Annotated in this window: 15 protein-coding genes and 2 tRNA genes; 12 read left to right on the top strand and 5 right to left on the bottom strand. The window is 48.3% G+C overall.

Annotated elements, in window-relative coordinates; genetic code table 11:
* Positions 1 to 12: 12 nt before the first annotated feature.
* From glp to moaA, 4 genes are all read right to left on the bottom strand, one after another.
* On the bottom strand, positions 13 to 1,218 hold the full coding sequence (gene glp / locus QCB44_RS08075) for a gephyrin-like molybdotransferase Glp (RefSeq protein ID WP_279409328.1): 1,206 nt from the start codon (positions 1,216 to 1,218) through the stop codon (positions 13 to 15).
* 164 nt (positions 1,219 to 1,382) lie between these two features.
* The gene (moaE, locus tag QCB44_RS08080) at positions 1,383 to 1,868 is read right to left on the bottom strand and encodes a molybdopterin synthase catalytic subunit MoaE (protein WP_279409330.1); all 486 of its coding nucleotides are present in this window, start codon (positions 1,866 to 1,868) and stop codon (positions 1,383 to 1,385) included.
* 7 nt (positions 1,869 to 1,875) lie between these two features.
* Positions 1,876 to 2,124 (bottom strand): molybdopterin converting factor subunit 1, encoded by a 249-nt coding sequence (gene moaD / locus QCB44_RS08085; protein WP_279409331.1) that lies wholly within the window; start codon positions 2,122 to 2,124, stop codon positions 1,876 to 1,878.
* A gap of 96 nt (positions 2,125 to 2,220) precedes the next feature.
* Entirely contained in the window at positions 2,221 to 3,222 is a 1,002-nt protein-coding gene (gene moaA / locus QCB44_RS08090; protein WP_279409332.1) for a GTP 3',8-cyclase MoaA, read from the bottom strand.
* Between the two features lie 256 nt (positions 3,223 to 3,478).
* On the opposite strand from moaA, the gene QCB44_RS08095 reads away from it, so the two are divergent.
* From QCB44_RS08095 to mtnN, 8 genes are all read left to right on the top strand, one after another.
* Positions 3,479 to 3,554: transfer RNA gene (locus tag QCB44_RS08095), tRNA-Phe, on the top strand.
* 6 nt (positions 3,555 to 3,560) lie between these two features.
* Positions 3,561 to 3,644 (top strand) — tRNA-Leu (locus QCB44_RS08100).
* Between the two features lie 431 nt (positions 3,645 to 4,075).
* On the top strand, positions 4,076 to 4,966 hold the full coding sequence (locus QCB44_RS08105; protein WP_279409334.1) for a hypothetical protein: 891 nt from the start codon (positions 4,076 to 4,078) through the stop codon (positions 4,964 to 4,966).
* Between the two features lie 10 nt (positions 4,967 to 4,976).
* On the top strand, positions 4,977 to 7,430 hold the full coding sequence (locus QCB44_RS08110; RefSeq protein WP_279409335.1) for a methyl-accepting chemotaxis protein: 2,454 nt from the start codon (positions 4,977 to 4,979) through the stop codon (positions 7,428 to 7,430).
* A gap of 168 nt (positions 7,431 to 7,598) precedes the next feature.
* Positions 7,599 to 9,434, top strand: a complete 1,836-nt coding sequence (gene amt, locus QCB44_RS08115) for an ammonium transporter (protein WP_279409336.1) — start codon at positions 7,599 to 7,601, stop codon at positions 9,432 to 9,434.
* Positions 9,435 to 9,626: 192 nt separating this feature from the next.
* A complete protein-coding gene (locus QCB44_RS08120; RefSeq protein ID WP_279409337.1) occupies positions 9,627 to 10,088 on the top strand; it encodes a hypothetical protein in 462 nt (153 codons plus the stop codon).
* A 93-nt stretch (positions 10,089 to 10,181) separates the two neighbouring features.
* Entirely contained in the window at positions 10,182 to 10,703 is a 522-nt protein-coding gene (gene luxS / locus QCB44_RS08125) for an S-ribosylhomocysteine lyase (protein ID WP_279409338.1), read from the top strand.
* A gap of 21 nt (positions 10,704 to 10,724) precedes the next feature.
* Complete coding sequence (gene mtnN / locus QCB44_RS08130) at positions 10,725 to 11,429, top strand: 5'-methylthioadenosine/S-adenosylhomocysteine nucleosidase (RefSeq protein WP_279409339.1); 705 nt, start codon at positions 10,725 to 10,727, stop codon at positions 11,427 to 11,429.
* A gap of 106 nt (positions 11,430 to 11,535) precedes the next feature.
* On the opposite strand, the gene QCB44_RS08135 is transcribed toward mtnN, so the two are convergent.
* Positions 11,536 to 13,071, bottom strand: a complete 1,536-nt coding sequence (locus QCB44_RS08135) for a diguanylate cyclase (RefSeq protein ID WP_279409340.1) — start codon at positions 13,069 to 13,071, stop codon at positions 11,536 to 11,538.
* Between the two features lie 166 nt (positions 13,072 to 13,237).
* On the opposite strand from QCB44_RS08135, the gene purT reads away from it, so the two are divergent.
* The 4 genes from purT (at position 13,238) to QCB44_RS08155 (ending at position 17,175) form a co-directional block, all read left to right on the top strand.
* Positions 13,238 to 14,419 (top strand): formate-dependent phosphoribosylglycinamide formyltransferase, encoded by a 1,182-nt coding sequence (gene purT / locus QCB44_RS08140; RefSeq protein ID WP_279409341.1) that lies wholly within the window; start codon positions 13,238 to 13,240, stop codon positions 14,417 to 14,419.
* A 294-nt stretch (positions 14,420 to 14,713) separates the two neighbouring features.
* Positions 14,714 to 15,145 (top strand): flagellar protein FliS, encoded by a 432-nt coding sequence (locus QCB44_RS08145; RefSeq protein WP_279409342.1) that lies wholly within the window; start codon positions 14,714 to 14,716, stop codon positions 15,143 to 15,145.
* 275 nt (positions 15,146 to 15,420) lie between these two features.
* Positions 15,421 to 16,317: an RNA polymerase sigma factor RpoH gene (gene rpoH, locus QCB44_RS08150; protein ID WP_279409344.1), complete on the top strand. Its 897-nt coding sequence runs from the start codon at positions 15,421 to 15,423 to the stop codon at positions 16,315 to 16,317.
* Positions 16,318 to 16,422: 105 nt separating this feature from the next.
* Entirely contained in the window at positions 16,423 to 17,175 is a 753-nt protein-coding gene (locus tag QCB44_RS08155) for a YoaK family protein (RefSeq protein WP_279409345.1), read from the top strand.
* Positions 17,176 to 17,247: the final 72 nt, after the last annotated feature.

Here is a 17,247-nt window from a genome sequence, read left to right on the forward strand (position 1 = left end):
CTGTTCATGCAATTAAATCATGTCATTAAAGGAGTAAAAGGCCACCAAATCGCCTTTTTGAATGGTGCTGTCTTCCGGAATCACCGCAAAACCGTCCGCCCAAACGGTCGAGTTCAGTACCCCGGAGCTTTGGTTGTGATACAGCTCCAATTTCATTTGCGCCGACTCTTTGTCCGAAATCAGACGCGCCCGTGCAAATTCACGACGGAAGCCGGGTTTAAGCCAGTCAAAATCGGCCTGCGCCCAGATCGGTTTAAGACAGATGTTCTCCACCCCTTGCATACGCAGCAGATACGGACGCGCAAACAAGCTAAAAGTGGCGAAAGCCGACACCGGGTTGCCCGGCAGACCGATAAACGGCGTCCCCTGAATATCGCCGTAAGCCAACGGTTTGCCCGGCTTCATTTTGACCTTCCACATATCCAGAGAACCTAACTGATCAATCGCCGGTTTGATGTGGTCTTCTTCACCCACGGAAACACCGCCGGTGGTCATCACCACGTCCGCAACCGAAGCGGCTTGCTTCATCGCCTCGACGGTGGCTTCCAAGGTGTCTTCAACGTGGCCCAGATCAATCAACTCAAAACCCAGTTGCGGCACGGCACCCGCCAAAACATAACGGTTGGCATTAAAGATTTTACCCGGCTGCGGCGCTTCGCCTGGTTCCAAAAGTTCATCCCCGGTGGTAAAGGTGGCGATCTTAAGACGCTGAAATACCGTCACTTCGCCAATACCAATCGAGGTAATCAATCCGAGATCTTGAGCACGTAAACGATGACCCGCCTCAAGAATGGTTTCTCCAACACGGATATCATCACCGGTTCTGCGGATATTCTGACCCGCTTTAGGCTCTGTGGCATTGATTTTCACCTTGTCACCGACCATTTCGGTTTCTTCCTGCATCACCACCGCATTGGCATTTTCAGGAATCGGTGCCCCGGTAAAAATGCGCGCAACCGTTCCGCACGCCAATGGTTGCGGATGACTGCCTGCCGGAATGCGCTGACTGACGGCAAAAGTATCTTCATGAGTCAGATCGTAAAGATGCAGCGCGTAGCCATCCATTTGACTGTTATCATGCGGCGGCACATTGACCGAAGACACAATCGGCTCGGCCAAAACTCTGCCCAGCGCTTCAGCCACAGGCACGGTTTCCGTTTTATGGGTGATTTTAGCCTTGGAGACCAAATAGGAGACAGCTTCATCAAAGGTTTTCATTCCCATCCTCGACAGTCATGTTTGGTTATACAGATGTTTAATGTTATCGCGTTTTATTGTTTGCTTTCTACAAAACAAAAAAATCCCCGCTAAGGGCGGGGAAATGACAGATTCAGTTACAAAAATAGTAGAAAGAAGGTTTAAATGCAAAACTCTATACTGGGTTATTTCCAGCGTTTTTCGGCTTCCTGATCGCTAAGACGCGCATCGACCCAACGCTCTTCACCATTTGGAAAAGTCTCTTTTTTCCAGAACGGCGCATTAGTTTTCAGGTAATCCATAATAAAGTGTGCCGCGTAAAAGGCGTTTTCACGATGGCGGCTGCTCACCGCCACCAGGACAATTTGATCAGTCGGATACATTTTGCCGATGCGGTGAATGATCACGCTCGATTCCAATTCCCAACGCTGATGGGCTTCCTGGCGGATATTTTCCAACGCCTTTTCGGTCATCCCCGGATAATGCTCCAGCTCCAGAACCGCCACATCATCGCCCTCGTTAATATCGCGCACCGTACCGACAAACGAGACCACCGCACCGACATCGGTATGACCTTCACGCAGTTTGGCGACTTCGGTCGACAGATCAAAATCTTCTTCCTGAACTCTTATATTCGGGTACTTCAGGCTCTGTTGAGTTTCTGGCGCCATAAAAAACTTAACCTCCGGTCACCGGCGGAAAGAACGCCACTTCATCTCCGGCTTTAATCTCGGTTTGACGATTGGCGACGTCGTGGTTGACGGCAATCTGCAAATTCTGATTATCCAACAAGGCCTGCTTCCAGTTTTCGCCACGCTCCGCCAATTCAGCAATCAAGGATTCAACCGTGGTATGCGATGCCGGAAGCTGTTCACTGGCCTTGCCTAACATTTCACGAAAACTGGCAAAATAAAGTACGTTAACCATCTTATGTTCCTCAAACTCCATTTTTAGAGCAATGATTAATTTTTTGCTTTGTTCATTTAAAAACTGAACAGGCCTGTTCAGCGTTACGTTCGGCGTTTAACCGCCCAACTGCACCATTTGTCTAAATTCGATGTTGTGCACGTTCTCATTAAAGAAGTGACGTTCCGGCTTTTTCAACATGGCATCGACAATCAGCTGCTCCAATTCCGCATCACTGATGCCGTCACGCAACGGCGTTCTTAAGTCCACCGAATCTTCCTGCCCCAAACACAGCGCCAATACCCCACGGGCGGTCAAACGCACACGATTACAAGTCTCACAGAAGTGCTGAGACACCGCGGAAATCACCCCGATTCGTGTCTGCGTACCGGCAATGACAAAGTTTCGCGACGGTCCGTCGTGTGTCTTACCGGAAGAAGGGATCAGATCCGCACCCACATGATGACGAACACGTTTTAAAATCTTTTCCGCTGCATAATGCTGATCCATCATGCTCACGCCCGCTGGGCCGATCGGCATGGTTTCGATAAAGCGTACTTCAACGCCTTTTTCCAAACCATAATCGACCATGGCTTCAATTTCATCGTCGTTGGTGCCTTTCATCACCACCATGTTGAATTTAACCGGATTCAGACCCACTTCCAGCGCTTTATCCACCCCTGCCAAAACTTTTTCCAAATCCCCGCCGCGGGTGATTTTGTTAAAGCGCTGCGGTCTTAAAGAGTCGATGGAAATATTGACCCGGCTTACTCCAGCCGCTTTCAAAGCTTCGGCCTCGCGCGCCAAATGGTGGGCGTTAGTAGACAAGGCAATATCTTCCAGGCCTTCATACTGACTGATCTGGCCAACCAAAGAAGCCAGGTCTTTACGCACCAAAGGTTCACCGCCGGTCAGGCGCACCTTAGCCACGCCCAGATTGACAAACGCCTTAATAATACGCGCCAGCTCATCGTAAGAAAGATATTCGGCATGATGCCCTTCAGGGTGCACGCCTTGCTCCGGCATGCAATACCCACAGCGATAATTACAGCGGTCTGTTACCGAAACGCGCACATACTCAATCTTACGGTTAAACGGATCAATCAGTTCTTTTTTCATAAAGCTTCAAATCGTTGTTTTTTCTGTTCGAAACGTTATGTCCGAACGGGAATAACGAATTTTACACAAAAAAGTGAAGAATACAATCTCCGCCATTTAATTTTCATTGTCACAGCCTAGCGATTTTTTGATTAGGAAGCCCCAAAACACTCAACAAAGTCCTCGGCCAAGATCATTTTCAAAAAAATTTAAATAGATTTTAAAATAGATTTGACAGAGTCCTATCTGATCCCTATAATACGCCGAATCTGATTCAGGCCTGATAGCTCAGTCGGTAGAGCAAGGGATTGAAAATCCCTGTGTCCCTGGTTCGATTCCAGGTCAGGCCACCATATATTGCGAGCGTGGTGGAATTGGTAGACACGCCAGATTTAGGTTCTGGTGCCTTTGGTGTGAGAGTTCGAGTCTCTCCGCTCGCACCATTTTTATGTGAGGACCACCCCCCTCACATTGCCCCCCAAAACCGGCTTTATGCCGGTTTTTTTATATCTAAAATTTGCCCAGCCAGTCCTTTTAACCACTTTTCCTGCCTACGCTTCATGCACCTTAGATTCGCAAATAGCACCTGTTATTAAATAGTGCAGATGCACAAACCTATGGCACAAATCCGTAACTTTCCATCTAAAATAAAACATTAACAAAACATTATTATTACGAATTTTAAAAAAATTAATACGTCATCAACCCTTCAAACATCAATCTAGATTAATCATATAAAACATATAGATAACAAAAAATAACTTAGCCTTAACCGCCTTGCCCATACCCCCATAATCCAAAAACACGATCCAAACATGGCACTATAAATGCTTTTAATCGGCATTTGCATCATTTCTATACAAAAGGTTTCAATATGAATCTAAGCTCACGCCTTTCGATAGGGTTATTGGTTGTTAGCTGCCTGCTTCCAAGCCTGGGTTCAGCCAACCCAACGCCAAATGACGTCTATCAGCAAGTGGATGACATGTATAACCAGATTATGGCTGTGCGCCAGCATGAAAAACTCGAGTCAGCGCCAAAGTCTCCGTCACTGCAAACCAATAAGAGACCTGTCCATGTCTACGCCAAGGCGATTGAATTAAACGAGAAAATCATTCGACTTCAAAGCAAATACGGAATCACAGGGGCTGCACCCAAAACCATTCCGGTAAGAGCCATTACCCCTCTTGAGGTTTTTAATCTGGTTAAAGAGCTAAACCAGGAGATATCCAAAGTCACCCAAGCCAATGGCCTGGAGTACACTCCGGCTCCAACAGCGACCAATAAAACACCATCCAACTCTTACGAGAAATTGATGGCGGTCTCTATGGCAATGGACGGCCTGATTGATCCCATTGATCCCAATCAGGTGTTTCGTAACAGCCAAATCATTGATGGCGAAATCGACTTGATTGCCAAAGCCATGAACATTGAATTCATTGATCGAACAGTGCCTCTAGATAAAACAGCCACCCCCTTTGATTCAACGATAGAAGGATTTATGAATCTGTATCGTCTTGCCAAACTACAGCGCAAGCTAGGAATGCCTGCGGTCCGCGTGGCCGATTTTCCTATCGAAAAAATCACACCGTCCCAGGTTTATGATATGACCAACAATATTCTTGCAGAGCTGGTACGCATCAAAGTCAAACTCGGCATTACCGAGCCCGCGCCTTCTCCTGAACTCCTCAAGGGCAAGAAACCCTATGAAGTTAACCAGCTGATGATCAAAGTTGGTCGCAAAATCGATGCCTTAGCAGAATAAGGAATTTACCATGTCTGAAACCAAGAAATTCTCCGGCGCCATCTCCAATCTTAAAATGTCCACCAAACTGTCTATTGGGCCGTTTATTATCATCGCCTTAATGCTCGTTATCGGTGGAATCACCTATTTCAATGCAAGCAACATTTCTGATGCCTCTAACACCGTTAAGGAAACCTCCATACCGGTCGCCAATCTTTCCACCGACCTGGTTAAAAACACCCAGCAAGCCCAGATACTGATCAACCGCTACCTTTTGAGTCATGACGAACAATATGCTAAAGAACTGCGACTCTTGAAAGAGCGTGCGGAATGGCTGCAAGACGAACTCAAACTCTACCCTTTGGGCAAACAAGAATCGGAGTTGCTAACCACTATCAAAGAAACCAACCAGGCCTACTTTGGACTGGCTATTAACAAAATTCTTCCTAAAGCCACCAACTCTCTGGAAAAACTTAACGAAATCACCAAAGATTTGGCCCCTAACGCCATGACGACACTGGAACTCATCAGTCAAACCAATACGGATGAAACCTTAGGCGAACAGACCACCTTTGCCATCCAGGCCTTAAACACCGTCCAGCAGTACACGCTGCGCTATTTCAGCTCTGGTGATGAAAAGGATTTTGATCGCATCAGCCTGGAAATCAGCGACCTAAAAGAGGCCCTTAAATTCATGCAAGGCAATGAAGTTCTGCAGGACGGAGAGATAAGCCTAATCAAAGAAGTGTTTGTCGCTACCAACAAAATTAACCGCGCACTATTTAGACTCAAAATGGATCTAAACACCCTAAGATCCATGACCGAAGAGACTCTGGTAGAGATCACGGCTCAGTTAATCGACGCGTCACAACGATTACAAGATACCGTATGGAGCGGAACTCGCCGCGATGCACAGCAGATTCAAAGCAGTGCCGACATGCTGATCCAAAGCACCTCTGCCGCTACCCTGGCAAGCCTGCTGTTCTCGATCCTCATCGTGCTCTACATCGCCAGAAAGGTCAAAGCACCGATTGAGCATCTCAAAAACACCATTATGGATGTCCACCAAAAAGGGGACTTTTCGCAAAGAACCAATATTGCATCAACCGATGAAATCGGCCAAATGGCCAGCGCATTTGACGATATGATCAGTGTACAGCACCAAGCAATTGAAGAGATCAAATCCGTTATGGGCCATTTGGCCAACGGTGAATTTGACCACCAAGTCACAACCGACTTGGTGGGCGATTTTGATGACATGAAGAGCAATATCAATCGCACCGTCAATCAGATCAATGCTATTTTTAAGGAGTTAAATCACGTCAATCACTCACTGTCTGCCGGTAATTTTTCCCAACAGATTCAACTTGAACTGCAGGGCGAGTTTGCTCGGGCAGCAGACTCCGTAAACCGCACCGTCAAACTGCTCAATGAATTTGTCAGCGAAACCAATGGCGTCATGCAAGCGGTAAGCCAAGGCGAACTAAATAATCGCATTTGCGTCGATTTACCTGGACAGCTGGACGAGATGAAACAAGCGATCAATACCACTATTGATACCATCGCCGCTTCCATTGATGACATCAGCCGAGTCACTCAAGCACAGGCAGAAGGCGACTTAACGGTGCGCATTAACGGCAACTACCAAGGCCGTTTCGCCGAACTGACCGAAAACGTAAACCGCTCGATAACAGGCCTTTCCAAAACCGTTGGATACATCCAAGAATCGACCAACACGGTGTCTTTAATGATTACCCAGGTTAACGAAGGCAGCGACAGCTTGTCCGGCCGAACCCAACAGCAGGCGGCCAGCCTGGAAGAAACCGCCAGCGCACTGGAAGAGATCACCGCAACCATTCGCTCCAATACGGAAGCGGCCCAAGATGCCAATCAGATGTCTCACGCCGCGAGAGAAAAATCTCAGAAAAGCATTGAGGTGGTCCAGCGTGCTAGGGACTCTATGGCGCAAATCACTCAGTCCAGCCATGAAATCTCGGAAATCACCTCCCTGATTGACAGCATCGCTTTCCAAACCAACCTGCTGGCGCTTAACGCAGCAGTGGAAGCTGCAAGAGCGGGAGAACATGGCCGAGGCTTTGCCGTCGTAGCCGGTGAAGTTCGTAATTTGGCACAGAAATCGGCTCAGGCCGCCAGCACCATCAAAACGCTGATTGAAAACAGTGTGATTCAAGTTGAAGCGGGTGAAAAACAAGTAGAAGAAACCAGCCAATCTCTTGAGGAAATCAACCAGGCTATTTATGAGGTAGCCAACATGATCGAACAGATTGCCAAAGGCTCCATGGAACAACAGCAGGGCATTGAACAGGTCAACATGGCGGTTACCAGCATTGATGAAATTACCCAGCAAAATGCCGCACTTGCTGAAGAAACCTCCTCGGCATCCACCCAAATGCTGAACGAGTCCACCACCATGAAAGAGGCCATGACCTTCTTCAAGGTATCCAGCACTAAAAAGTTAACCTAGAGCGCTTCATGCCAAATTCATAAAATTGGTGCAACAAGCACCTTTAAAAATAAAATTAAAATCATAAAGAAATTCAATATTTAACTATGTAATTAATAAAAAATATTTAATAATTAAAGGAATAATTATTGCTTTATAAATTAATTATTCCTTTATGTAGGTTCAAAAATGAGCGATCAAGCGGTTGATATTTTATGGGTTTTAATCAGTGCCGTACTGGTTGCCATGATGCAGCCAGGATTCACAGCGCTTGAAGCAGGCGCGACCCGAACCAAAAACTCCATTTCCACCGCCATTAAAAATGTCAGTGATTTTTTAATCGCGTTTACCATCTTTGTTTCATTTGGTGCCAGCATTATGCTCGGATCTACTCTGAGCGGCTTTTTCGGCTGGAGTCCGCTTTTTTTCTATGAAAACAGTTTCTCAGATCTTACTTTGACCCTGTTCCACGCCATGTTTGCCTCTACAGCGGTAACCATCATTTCCGGAGCCATTGCCGAAAGAACCAAATACACTTCTTACCTCATTATTGCTGTCATTGTTTCCATCTTTATCTATCCGGTTCAAGCGCACTGGATATGGAACAGTGACGGCTGGCTCGCGCAACTGGGCTTTATTGATTTTGCAGGTTCAACCGTGGTGCACTCTGTAGGCGGATGGGCGGCTTTAGCGGCCATTCTTATCATCGGCCCCCGCCTGGGCCGCTTTGAAACCAACGGCGATGGTTTTGACCACTCTAACCTGGCTTACAGTGCACTCGGGGTTTTCCTCATCTGGATTGGCTGGATCGGTTTTAATGGCGGCAGCGTGCTCGCGCTTAATCAGCAGACACTACTGGTGGTGTTAAACACCTTACTGGCTGGTTCTATTGCAGGCATTACCGGGTTGATATTCAGCCGTTTATACACCGGCTACTACCAAGTCATAGACATTATTAACGGCATCCTAGCAGGCCTGGTCGCCATTACCGCCTCCGCGCACCTAGCCAGCCCCATTTCAGCTATTTTTATTGGCATACTCGGTTATTTCGCCTATTTTTTTGGTAAAAAACTATTAGTGCGCTGGCGCATTGACGATGCACTTGAAGCCGTTCCTGTCCACCTGTTCGCCGGAATTGCCGGCACTCTGGCCGTCCCCTGGTTAATTGCCGAAGGGGATTTTTATGAACAGCTTAAAGTACAGATCATCGGCATCGCCGCCGTCGGACTGCTCTCTTTTATCACCACCTATATTTTGCTCAAAATCATCAACCGATTTTATTCTCTGCGTGTTTCCGAAACCGGAGAGATTCTCGGCTTGAATATGAGCGAGCATAAAGCCTCAACCGCCATGTTTGATTTGGCCAAAGCCATGAACAAACAGGCCCAAGATCAGGACTTTTCCAAAAAAATTCTGGTGGACCCCTATTCGGATGCCTCTTTGATCGCAACCTACTACAACCACGTCACCGAGGCTTTTAATCAACTCAGTGCGGAAAAAGAAGCTCTGATTGAGGAAAGCATCTATATTGCCAATTATGACCAGCTCACCGGACTGGCTAAACGCCGCCTGCTTGTCAGTGAACTGTCACGATCCATCGATCGCCTTCACCGGCAACATCAAACCAACGCCATTCTGTTTCTTGACTTGGACGGATTCAAACCCGTCAATGACCAATATGGGCACGACGCGGGTGATTTCTTATTGAAAGAGATTGCCGCACGGATTCAATCGGTGACTCGAAAAACCGATTTGGCCTCACGATTTGGTGGCGATGAATTTGTCATCCTGCTCGACAACATTCAAACCGAAACCTATGCGGCCGAAGTCGCGGATAAACTCATCAACATCATCCGTCAACCGGTCATGCTGCCGCAAAACATCGAGTGCTCGGTCAATGCCTCTATTGGTCTGAAAATTTTTGATCAGTCCACCACCCTGTCGATTGACAATATCCTCAACCAGGCAGACAAAGCAATGTATGAAGCCAAGCGCAGAGGCAAAGGTCAATGGGTCGTCGCTTAACCAAATAACTATATTTAGGTGTCAGATCAGGCCCTCTCACGCCACTTGCCTCCCTTCAAACAACCAACAACGGCCTGTTATCGCACCCTGTTTCGGCGCTATTGCCCAGAGTATGGTATGCTTTGGTCTTTCTAACGGCAGACAGCCATCAATCTGCCACAGGAAGACCAATTGCTTTGAATGGAACAGAATATGCGCTCATTTCTTCGCCGTACCATCACCCCCCTCTCCCTACTCAATGTCATCTTCTTGGCAGGATGTCTGGGCATTACCCAACCGACCGAAGAGATGGTCGAAAACGGAGTCACCCAGCACTTTAATCAACAATATGCCGGTCTGTTCACCGTGCTCAGCGCCAATAAAGAAAACGGCTACAAGCAGAATGACACCCACTATGTTGCAGAAATGCGTGTCATTGCACGTGCCGACCGTAGCTTGGCGGAATACTCCGAACAGCTGCTCAAAGACCCAAGCCTAAATCCCTTTGAAAAGATGGCCCACGGCATGAACCTCACGCTATTAAAGATGACTCTGCCTGAATTTGAAGTTGGGGATCAATTGGAATTTAAACGCAACTATCTGTTTATAAAAACCGATAATGGTTGGCTACTGAAAAAAGAGTTAACCGAAAACGATCTTTCTGAAACACTTTAGCGGTGTGCCGTGCTGCAGGCTGCCATAACAACAGCATCCCAAGCTGCCGCTCTTCATCGCTTTAACACCAAAAAAACATAAAGGAATGAGATTATGCCTTTACTAGACAGCTTTACTGTTGACCACACTATCATGAACGCGCCAGCCGTCCGCGTGGCCAAAACCATGCAATCGCCTTCTGGTGACACGATCACCGTATTTGATTTACGATTTAACAAACCCAACGAATCCATGATGGGCGAAAAAGGCATTCACACTTTGGAGCACCTGTTTGCCGGTTTTATGCGCGACCATCTAAACAGCGACGATGTCGAGATTATTGATATCTCACCAATGGGCTGCCGTACCGGTTTCTATATGAGCCTACTGGGCGCGCCAAGCGAAGAACGCGTGGCACAGGCCTGGTTAGAATCGATGCAGGACGTTCTCAAGGTCAAACGCATGGAAGACATTCCGGAGCTGAACGAATATCAGTGCGGCACTTATGTGATGCACTCACTCGAAGAGGCCAAAGAGATTGCCCAAGGCATTATTGACCACGGCATCGGCGTCAACAAAAATGAAGATCTGGCCATGAGCGAAGAAGCCTTACGCGCATTAGGCAATACAATCTAACGCCCTAGGACGAAGCAAACGATGAAAATTGCTATTATCGGCGCAATGGAGGAAGAGGTTTCCCTGTTACGCGATCGGCTCGACAACCTGCAAACCCAGGTTCACGCAGGCTTTGAATACTATGTGGGTCAAATCGAAGGCACGGACGTGGTACTCCTGCGTTCCGGGATCGGCAAAGTCAACGCCGCGATCAGCAGCACCCTGCTGCTGCAAGTCTACCAGCCGGATTATGTGATCAACACTGGCTCAGCCGGTGGGTTTCATACCGATCTGAATGTCGGCGACATCGTCATTAGCAGCTCGGTTTGCCATCATGACGTTGATGTCACCCCTTTCGGCTATGATTTGGGACAAGTCCCGGGCATGCCAGCTTGTTTTCTTCCGGACGAAACGCTGGTTGAAGCGGCACAGCACAGCATTGAAGCCTTGGATGAGGTGGTACATATGCATGGTTTGATTGCCACTGGCGATCGTTTTATGCACCAGCCGGAAGATGTGGCCAATACACGTAACAACTTCCCTGAGATGATCGCCTGCGAAATGGAAGCGGCCTCCATTGCTCAAGTCTGCCACACGTTTGACACGCCGTTTGTCATTATCCGCTCACTGTCGGATATTGCCGGCAAGGAAAATGCGGTGACGTTTGAAAAGTATCTGGAGCAGGCCGCTACCCACTCTGCCAAGGTCATTTTGGAAATGCTCCGCCAACTGCAAAAAATGGATTAAAACCCATTACGGCCGTGCCACGACACAAAAGCCCCGTTTATCAGCGGGGCTTTTTTATTGATCGTAGACGCTTTGTCAGCGCTTTATTTCGTCATTAAACACGCATTTAAGCGCCCAGGCGATGGCGCACCATCAAATGCTGGTTAAAGCGCTCTGCCGATTGCGGTTTTGACCAAACTTCACCTTGGCCCATTAAACACCCCCAGCCATGCAATTGTTGAATCTGATCGGCATTTTGTACCCCGCTGGCAATCACGCACAGATCCAAACTTTTGGCCATGTGAATCAGCCCCTGCAACCAGGCCTGCCCACTTTTGCTTTGCATCGACTCCAGCATCCAGTGACGATCCAGCTTAACTTCATTCAACTTCAACGTTGACAGCAGGGCCAAATCCAGCGGATAGGCGCCGACATCGGTCAAAGTCAGTTGATAACCCGCGTCACCCAACGCAATCAGTGTCTGCTTGAGCTTACCATCCACATTCTGCATTGAAGCCATAGAAAACTCTAACTGCAACTGTTCACGACACACCTGATATTGACGCAAACGCTGCTCCAAAAACGCCGGCAAATCCTGGTGCAACCACAAGCTGTCCAACACCGGGACTGAAACGACCCACTCCTGATCTGTGGTTTGCCACTGTTTTAAATAATACAACGCCGTGTCAATTAACCAAATTGCAAACGACGGGGCTTGGCCACTTTTCACCAGAATATCCTGCCAACTTTCCAGATACGGGTTTTCCAACGCTTCATGCAACCAGCGCGCGCTTAAACTGGCACCGACAATTTTCCCGGATTTAAGCTCAATTTGCGGCTCAAAACAGGCTTCAATCTCTCCAGATTCAATGGCTTTGGCCAACTGCTCTTGAAGTCGAGACGAAGGAACTGCAACATCGAATTCAATTTCATTATAAAAACGGAAAGTACGACGACCGTTAGACTTGGAAACATAAAGCGCAGAATCGGAATGCTCCATCAATTCCGACGCGGTTTTGCCTTCCTGAGGATAACGCGCCACACCAATACTGGTTGAAACCCGAGCTTCGCTCTGACCAATCCAATAGGGACGACTGACTTCATCAATAATGCGCTGGCAGATATTGGCGATATCCTCGCGACTATCTAAATCCGTCAACAAAATGACGAATTCATCTCCGCCGCGCCGGCTGACAATATCCCCTTCCCGGACAGATGAAACCAGACGCGCGCCTACATTCTGCAGCAACTCATCTCCCGCCTGATGGCCCAGGCTGTCATTGACCGCTTTAAAGCCGTCCAGATCCAAAAACAGCAGACTGAACACACCGCTGTTTTTCTGCGCGTTTTCCAATACCGTTTCTAAGGTTTCGCTGAAATAGGCGCGATTAGGCAGATGCGTCAACGGATCAAAGTTGGCTTGACGAAACAGGTCACGCGTACGCTGCTGAACCTGTGCTTCAACCATTTCTTCGATGTCGTTTGGCATATCAACGCTTTGCGAAAAACGTTTCTGAAAACCGTCCAACACCGTTTTGACTCGCGTCCGGTTCTCCGCGGCCCGGCGCTGAGCCATTTTCTTATTGCGCTTGCGTTCGCCCTCAAGCAACAAACCAACCGCACTATCTGTCTGCGCGCGCTCAGATTTATGAAGATCTAACATGGTTTTCCCCTTGCGGACCGACTGCGAAGACTCTTTGCTCTATTTGCCGTATAATTTTGTTAATTTATTCGATTAGAGACACGACAGAGCTTACTAAAGAGAGATTTTTCAGTCAGTTAGCCGTCAAAATTTATTCATTTAAAGTTCTATAAGCAAAGGAGATGCCATGTCTAGCATCGGTACGCCATTTTCCCCTACTGCCACTCGCGTCTTGCTGTGCGGTGCGGGTGAACTCGGTAAAGAAGTCGCCATCGAACTACAGCGTTATGGCGTAGAAGTCATTGCGGTTGATCGATATGCCAACGCCCCGGCTATGCAGGTTGCGGACCGCTCTCACGTGATTGACATGCTGGATGGCAAAGCCTTGCGTGACGTGATTGAAGCCGAAAAACCCCATTATGTGGTACCGGAAATTGAAGCCATCGCCACCGACACATTAGCCGAGATGGAACAGGAAGGGGTGACCGTCATTCCCACCGCACGCGCGACCCAGTTGACCATGAACCGCGAAGGCATTCGCCGCTTAGCGGCTGAAGAACTGGGGCTGCCGACCTCTCCTTACCGTTTTGCCGATAGCCAGGCGGAGTTTGAACAAGCCATCACAGAAGTCGGCATGCCCTGTGTCGTCAAACCGATTATGAGCTCCTCTGGCAAAGGACAGAGTGTCATAAAATCGGCAGACGATATTGAGCAGGCCTGGTCTTATGCACAGGAAGGTGGCCGTGCCGGCAAGGGGCGCGTGATTGTCGAAGGTTTTGTCGATTTCGATTACGAAATCACCCTGCTAACGGTACGACATATTCATGGCACCAGTTTCTGCGAACCGATTGGGCACTATCAGGAAGACGGCGATTACCGCCAATCCTGGCAACCACACCCGATGACACCGGTGGCGCTGCAAAAATCTCAGGACATTGCACAAAAAATCACCGACGCTCTGGGCGGTTTCGGATTATTCGGCGTCGAACTCTTTATTAAAGGGGACGAAGTCTACTTCAGCGAAGTCTCTCCTCGTCCGCATGATACCGGCCTGGTTACCTTGATGTCACAGGATCTCTCGGAGTTTGCATTGCACGCTCGTGCCATCCTTGGCTTGCCGATTCCTAACATTCAACAACACGGTCCTTCAGCCTCCAGCGTGATTTTGCCAACCGGTACCTCTACCCAAACGGCCTTCTCCAACCTTGAAAACGCTTTGGCCGAGCCCGACACGCAAATTCGCTTGTTTGGAAAGCCCGACATAGATGGCCGCCGCCGCATGGGCGTGGCAATTGCGCGCGCGGCAACCATTGAAGATGCGATTGAAAAAGCGAAAAAAGTGGCTAATGCCGTGGTTGTCACCTTCTAAGTGATGAGTATGGCGAAGCCGTGACGGCTTCGCCATATCAAAATATTGACATGAGAAACGCCTGCATGGACTGAGTTCCCGCCTCTCTCCTGTCGAGCATCCTGTCTCATTAACAAACATAAACTCCCACAAAATCAATTAATTAAGCACCCCCCTCTTTTTCCTTCCCTGACAACCCAAGATTCATCCTACTTCTTGGCACGCTCTCTGCTGTACGGCAAGAAACGACATAACTTTAACGTTAAATAGGCATTTTTTGCCGATTGCATTAAAAAACACACAAGGGAACGCATCATGACGACAAATAACTATGAATCGAAAGCGCAAGCTCCGCTGCTGCAAGAATATCAACGCAATCAGGAAATGGAGCAGCACCTGGCCGAAAATCCTCGCAAAACGGTACTGCTGCTGCTTCAAGGCGCGGTAGACAAGGGCAATCTGGCAAAAATCTGCCACCAAAGCAATGCCTTAGTGGAAAAAGGGTTTCATTTGGGGCGCATGACCACCATTCTAGATGCCCTGCGTGACCGCCTGAAATTCACCCAGGACACGCCTCTGGCTTATGACCTGGAGGAGCTTTACCGTTATGCAGACCAATGCATTCAAGAAGCGGTATTTGAAAAAGAGACATTTTACTTGGAAAGCGCGGTTGAAATTTTGACGGAACTGCGTGATGCTTGGATGCAAATGATGCAGCAAACCGGACAGCTTCCGGAACAGGCTTAACTTTTTATCTCTCCTTTTTGATTTAGCCGGTTGCCTATGCAACCGGCTTTTTTATTTACACTTTCCGCTAACTTGCTTTGAGCGCTTCACTCAAAGCCATCAGGCCTCGTTACAGCCCTTTACGCCGCCTTAAACAAAGACACAAACCCTTTCAATATCAATAGGTTAATAAAATCATTAAGAAATAATTAATATTTTTAGCACTCACTTGCATAGAGTGCTAAAAATTTGTTATATTGCAGTTATCGAAATGACGTTTATGGAGGAAATCAAAGATGAACGCTCTGGTTTCAAACTCACAAACTCAACCACGTGCAGTGGCAGCCCATTTACCGGCAGCAGGTGCTTTTTCGCATGAATTAACACCAGGACAAAACCTGGACAGTTATTTGCGTACCATTCAAAGCATTGACAAGCTCAGTGCCGAAGAGGAACGCGAGTTAGCTGAAAAATTGTACTACCACAAAGACTTGGATGCGGCTCGTCAGCTGATTCTGTCTTCACTGCGCTATGTCGTGCCGGTTGCCCGCTCATACAGCGGTTACGGCCTGCCACTGGGTGACATCATTCAGGAAGGTAACATTGGCCTGATGAAAGCGGTAAAACGCTTTAATCCGGAAGAAAACGTGCGCCTGATGACCTTTGCAGTTCACTGGATTCGCGCCGAGATCAACGAATACGTCATCAAAAACTGGCGTATCGTTAAAACCGCGACCACGAAAGCGCAACGTAAACTGTTCTTTAAACTGCGCAGTACCAAAAAGTCACTGGAGTGGTTTGGCGACAAAGATGCCGACGCGGTCGCCCAAGAACTCGGCGTGACTCGCCAGGACGTACTGGAAATGGAAAGCCGACTGTACGGCAAAGACATTTCCGTAGATCAACCTGCGGATGAGGACGATCACACGACCTTCCCGGTACTGATCAGCGAAAATGCCGATCCGGAAACCGCCCTGGTGCAAGAAAACCAGGCGGAATATGAAATGGCACGCATGCAAGCGGCGCTGCAAACACTGGATGCGCGTAGCCGTGATATCTTGCAAAAACGCTGGTTAAGCGATAAAAAAGTCGGGTTGAAAGAACTTTCGGCAGAATATGGCGTTTCAATGGAGCGTATTCGTCAGGTTGAAAAACAAGCCTTGAACAAACTGAAAAACTTGTTAGTCGCTTAATACACAAATTTTATGGCTTTTCTGCCTTCTTAAACTCAACAGGCCTGTTCAGATTCGTTAGAATTTGAACAGGCTTTTTTATTTACGCGATCATGGACTCAAACCATGCCCTACCCTTCCAGAGAACCTCTAGAGGAACGTATCACTCATCCGGATTCAGCGATAGCACAACCGGCTTCAAACCGTAGCAAGGACTTGCGTTTCACAGTGCGCGAAACCTTTGTGATCGCAATACTCATGGCCTCTATGGCCGGCTACATTAACAGCGCCATGCTCATCGAGTTCGGCCTGCCCGTCAGCCAAATGACCGGGGTCGCCTCGCAACTCAGTGACGTGCTGGCACACCTCGACGCTTCCGAACTGCTGATACCATTAATGATTCTCGGCGGCTTTATCTTCGGTGCATTTATGTCCGGCTTCATGATCGGCAGAGCCCACTACCAAACCACCGCCAGCTACGGGCACGCCCTTCTGTTAAACAGCGCCATTCTCGCCAGCGCAACCGCACTGAGCTTTCTGCAGTCGGAACTTTCATTACTGCTCAGCGCCATCGCCTGCGGGTTGCAAAATGCCCTGGTGGCCAGCTATCGCGGCCTGCAAATGCGCACCACCCACATGACCGGCATTGTCACCGATCTCGGCGTGCACCTGGCTCATCGCCTGCAAAGTCGCGAACCTTGGCCTTGGCAAGCCAGTCTGTTGGTGGTGCTCTTGGTCAGCTTTATTCTCGGTGGCATTTTCGGGATCTTTGCCTATCGCGCTTTTCCAAACTGGTCTCTGCTGTTACCCGCCGTCTTATCAGGCCTGCTCGGTTTGCTTTACCTGCATTATTTCTATCGCTCCGGTAAACAAGCTTAAACAACTCGACAAGAGTTGTCGTTTTAACGAACAACACTAGCCTAGCGGATAGGTCGTTGTTTGCCGACGATT

It is taken from the genome of Thiomicrorhabdus sp. zzn3, assembly GCF_029767755.1.
Taxonomy (GTDB): Bacteria; Pseudomonadota; Gammaproteobacteria; order Thiomicrospirales; family Thiomicrospiraceae; genus Thiomicrorhabdus.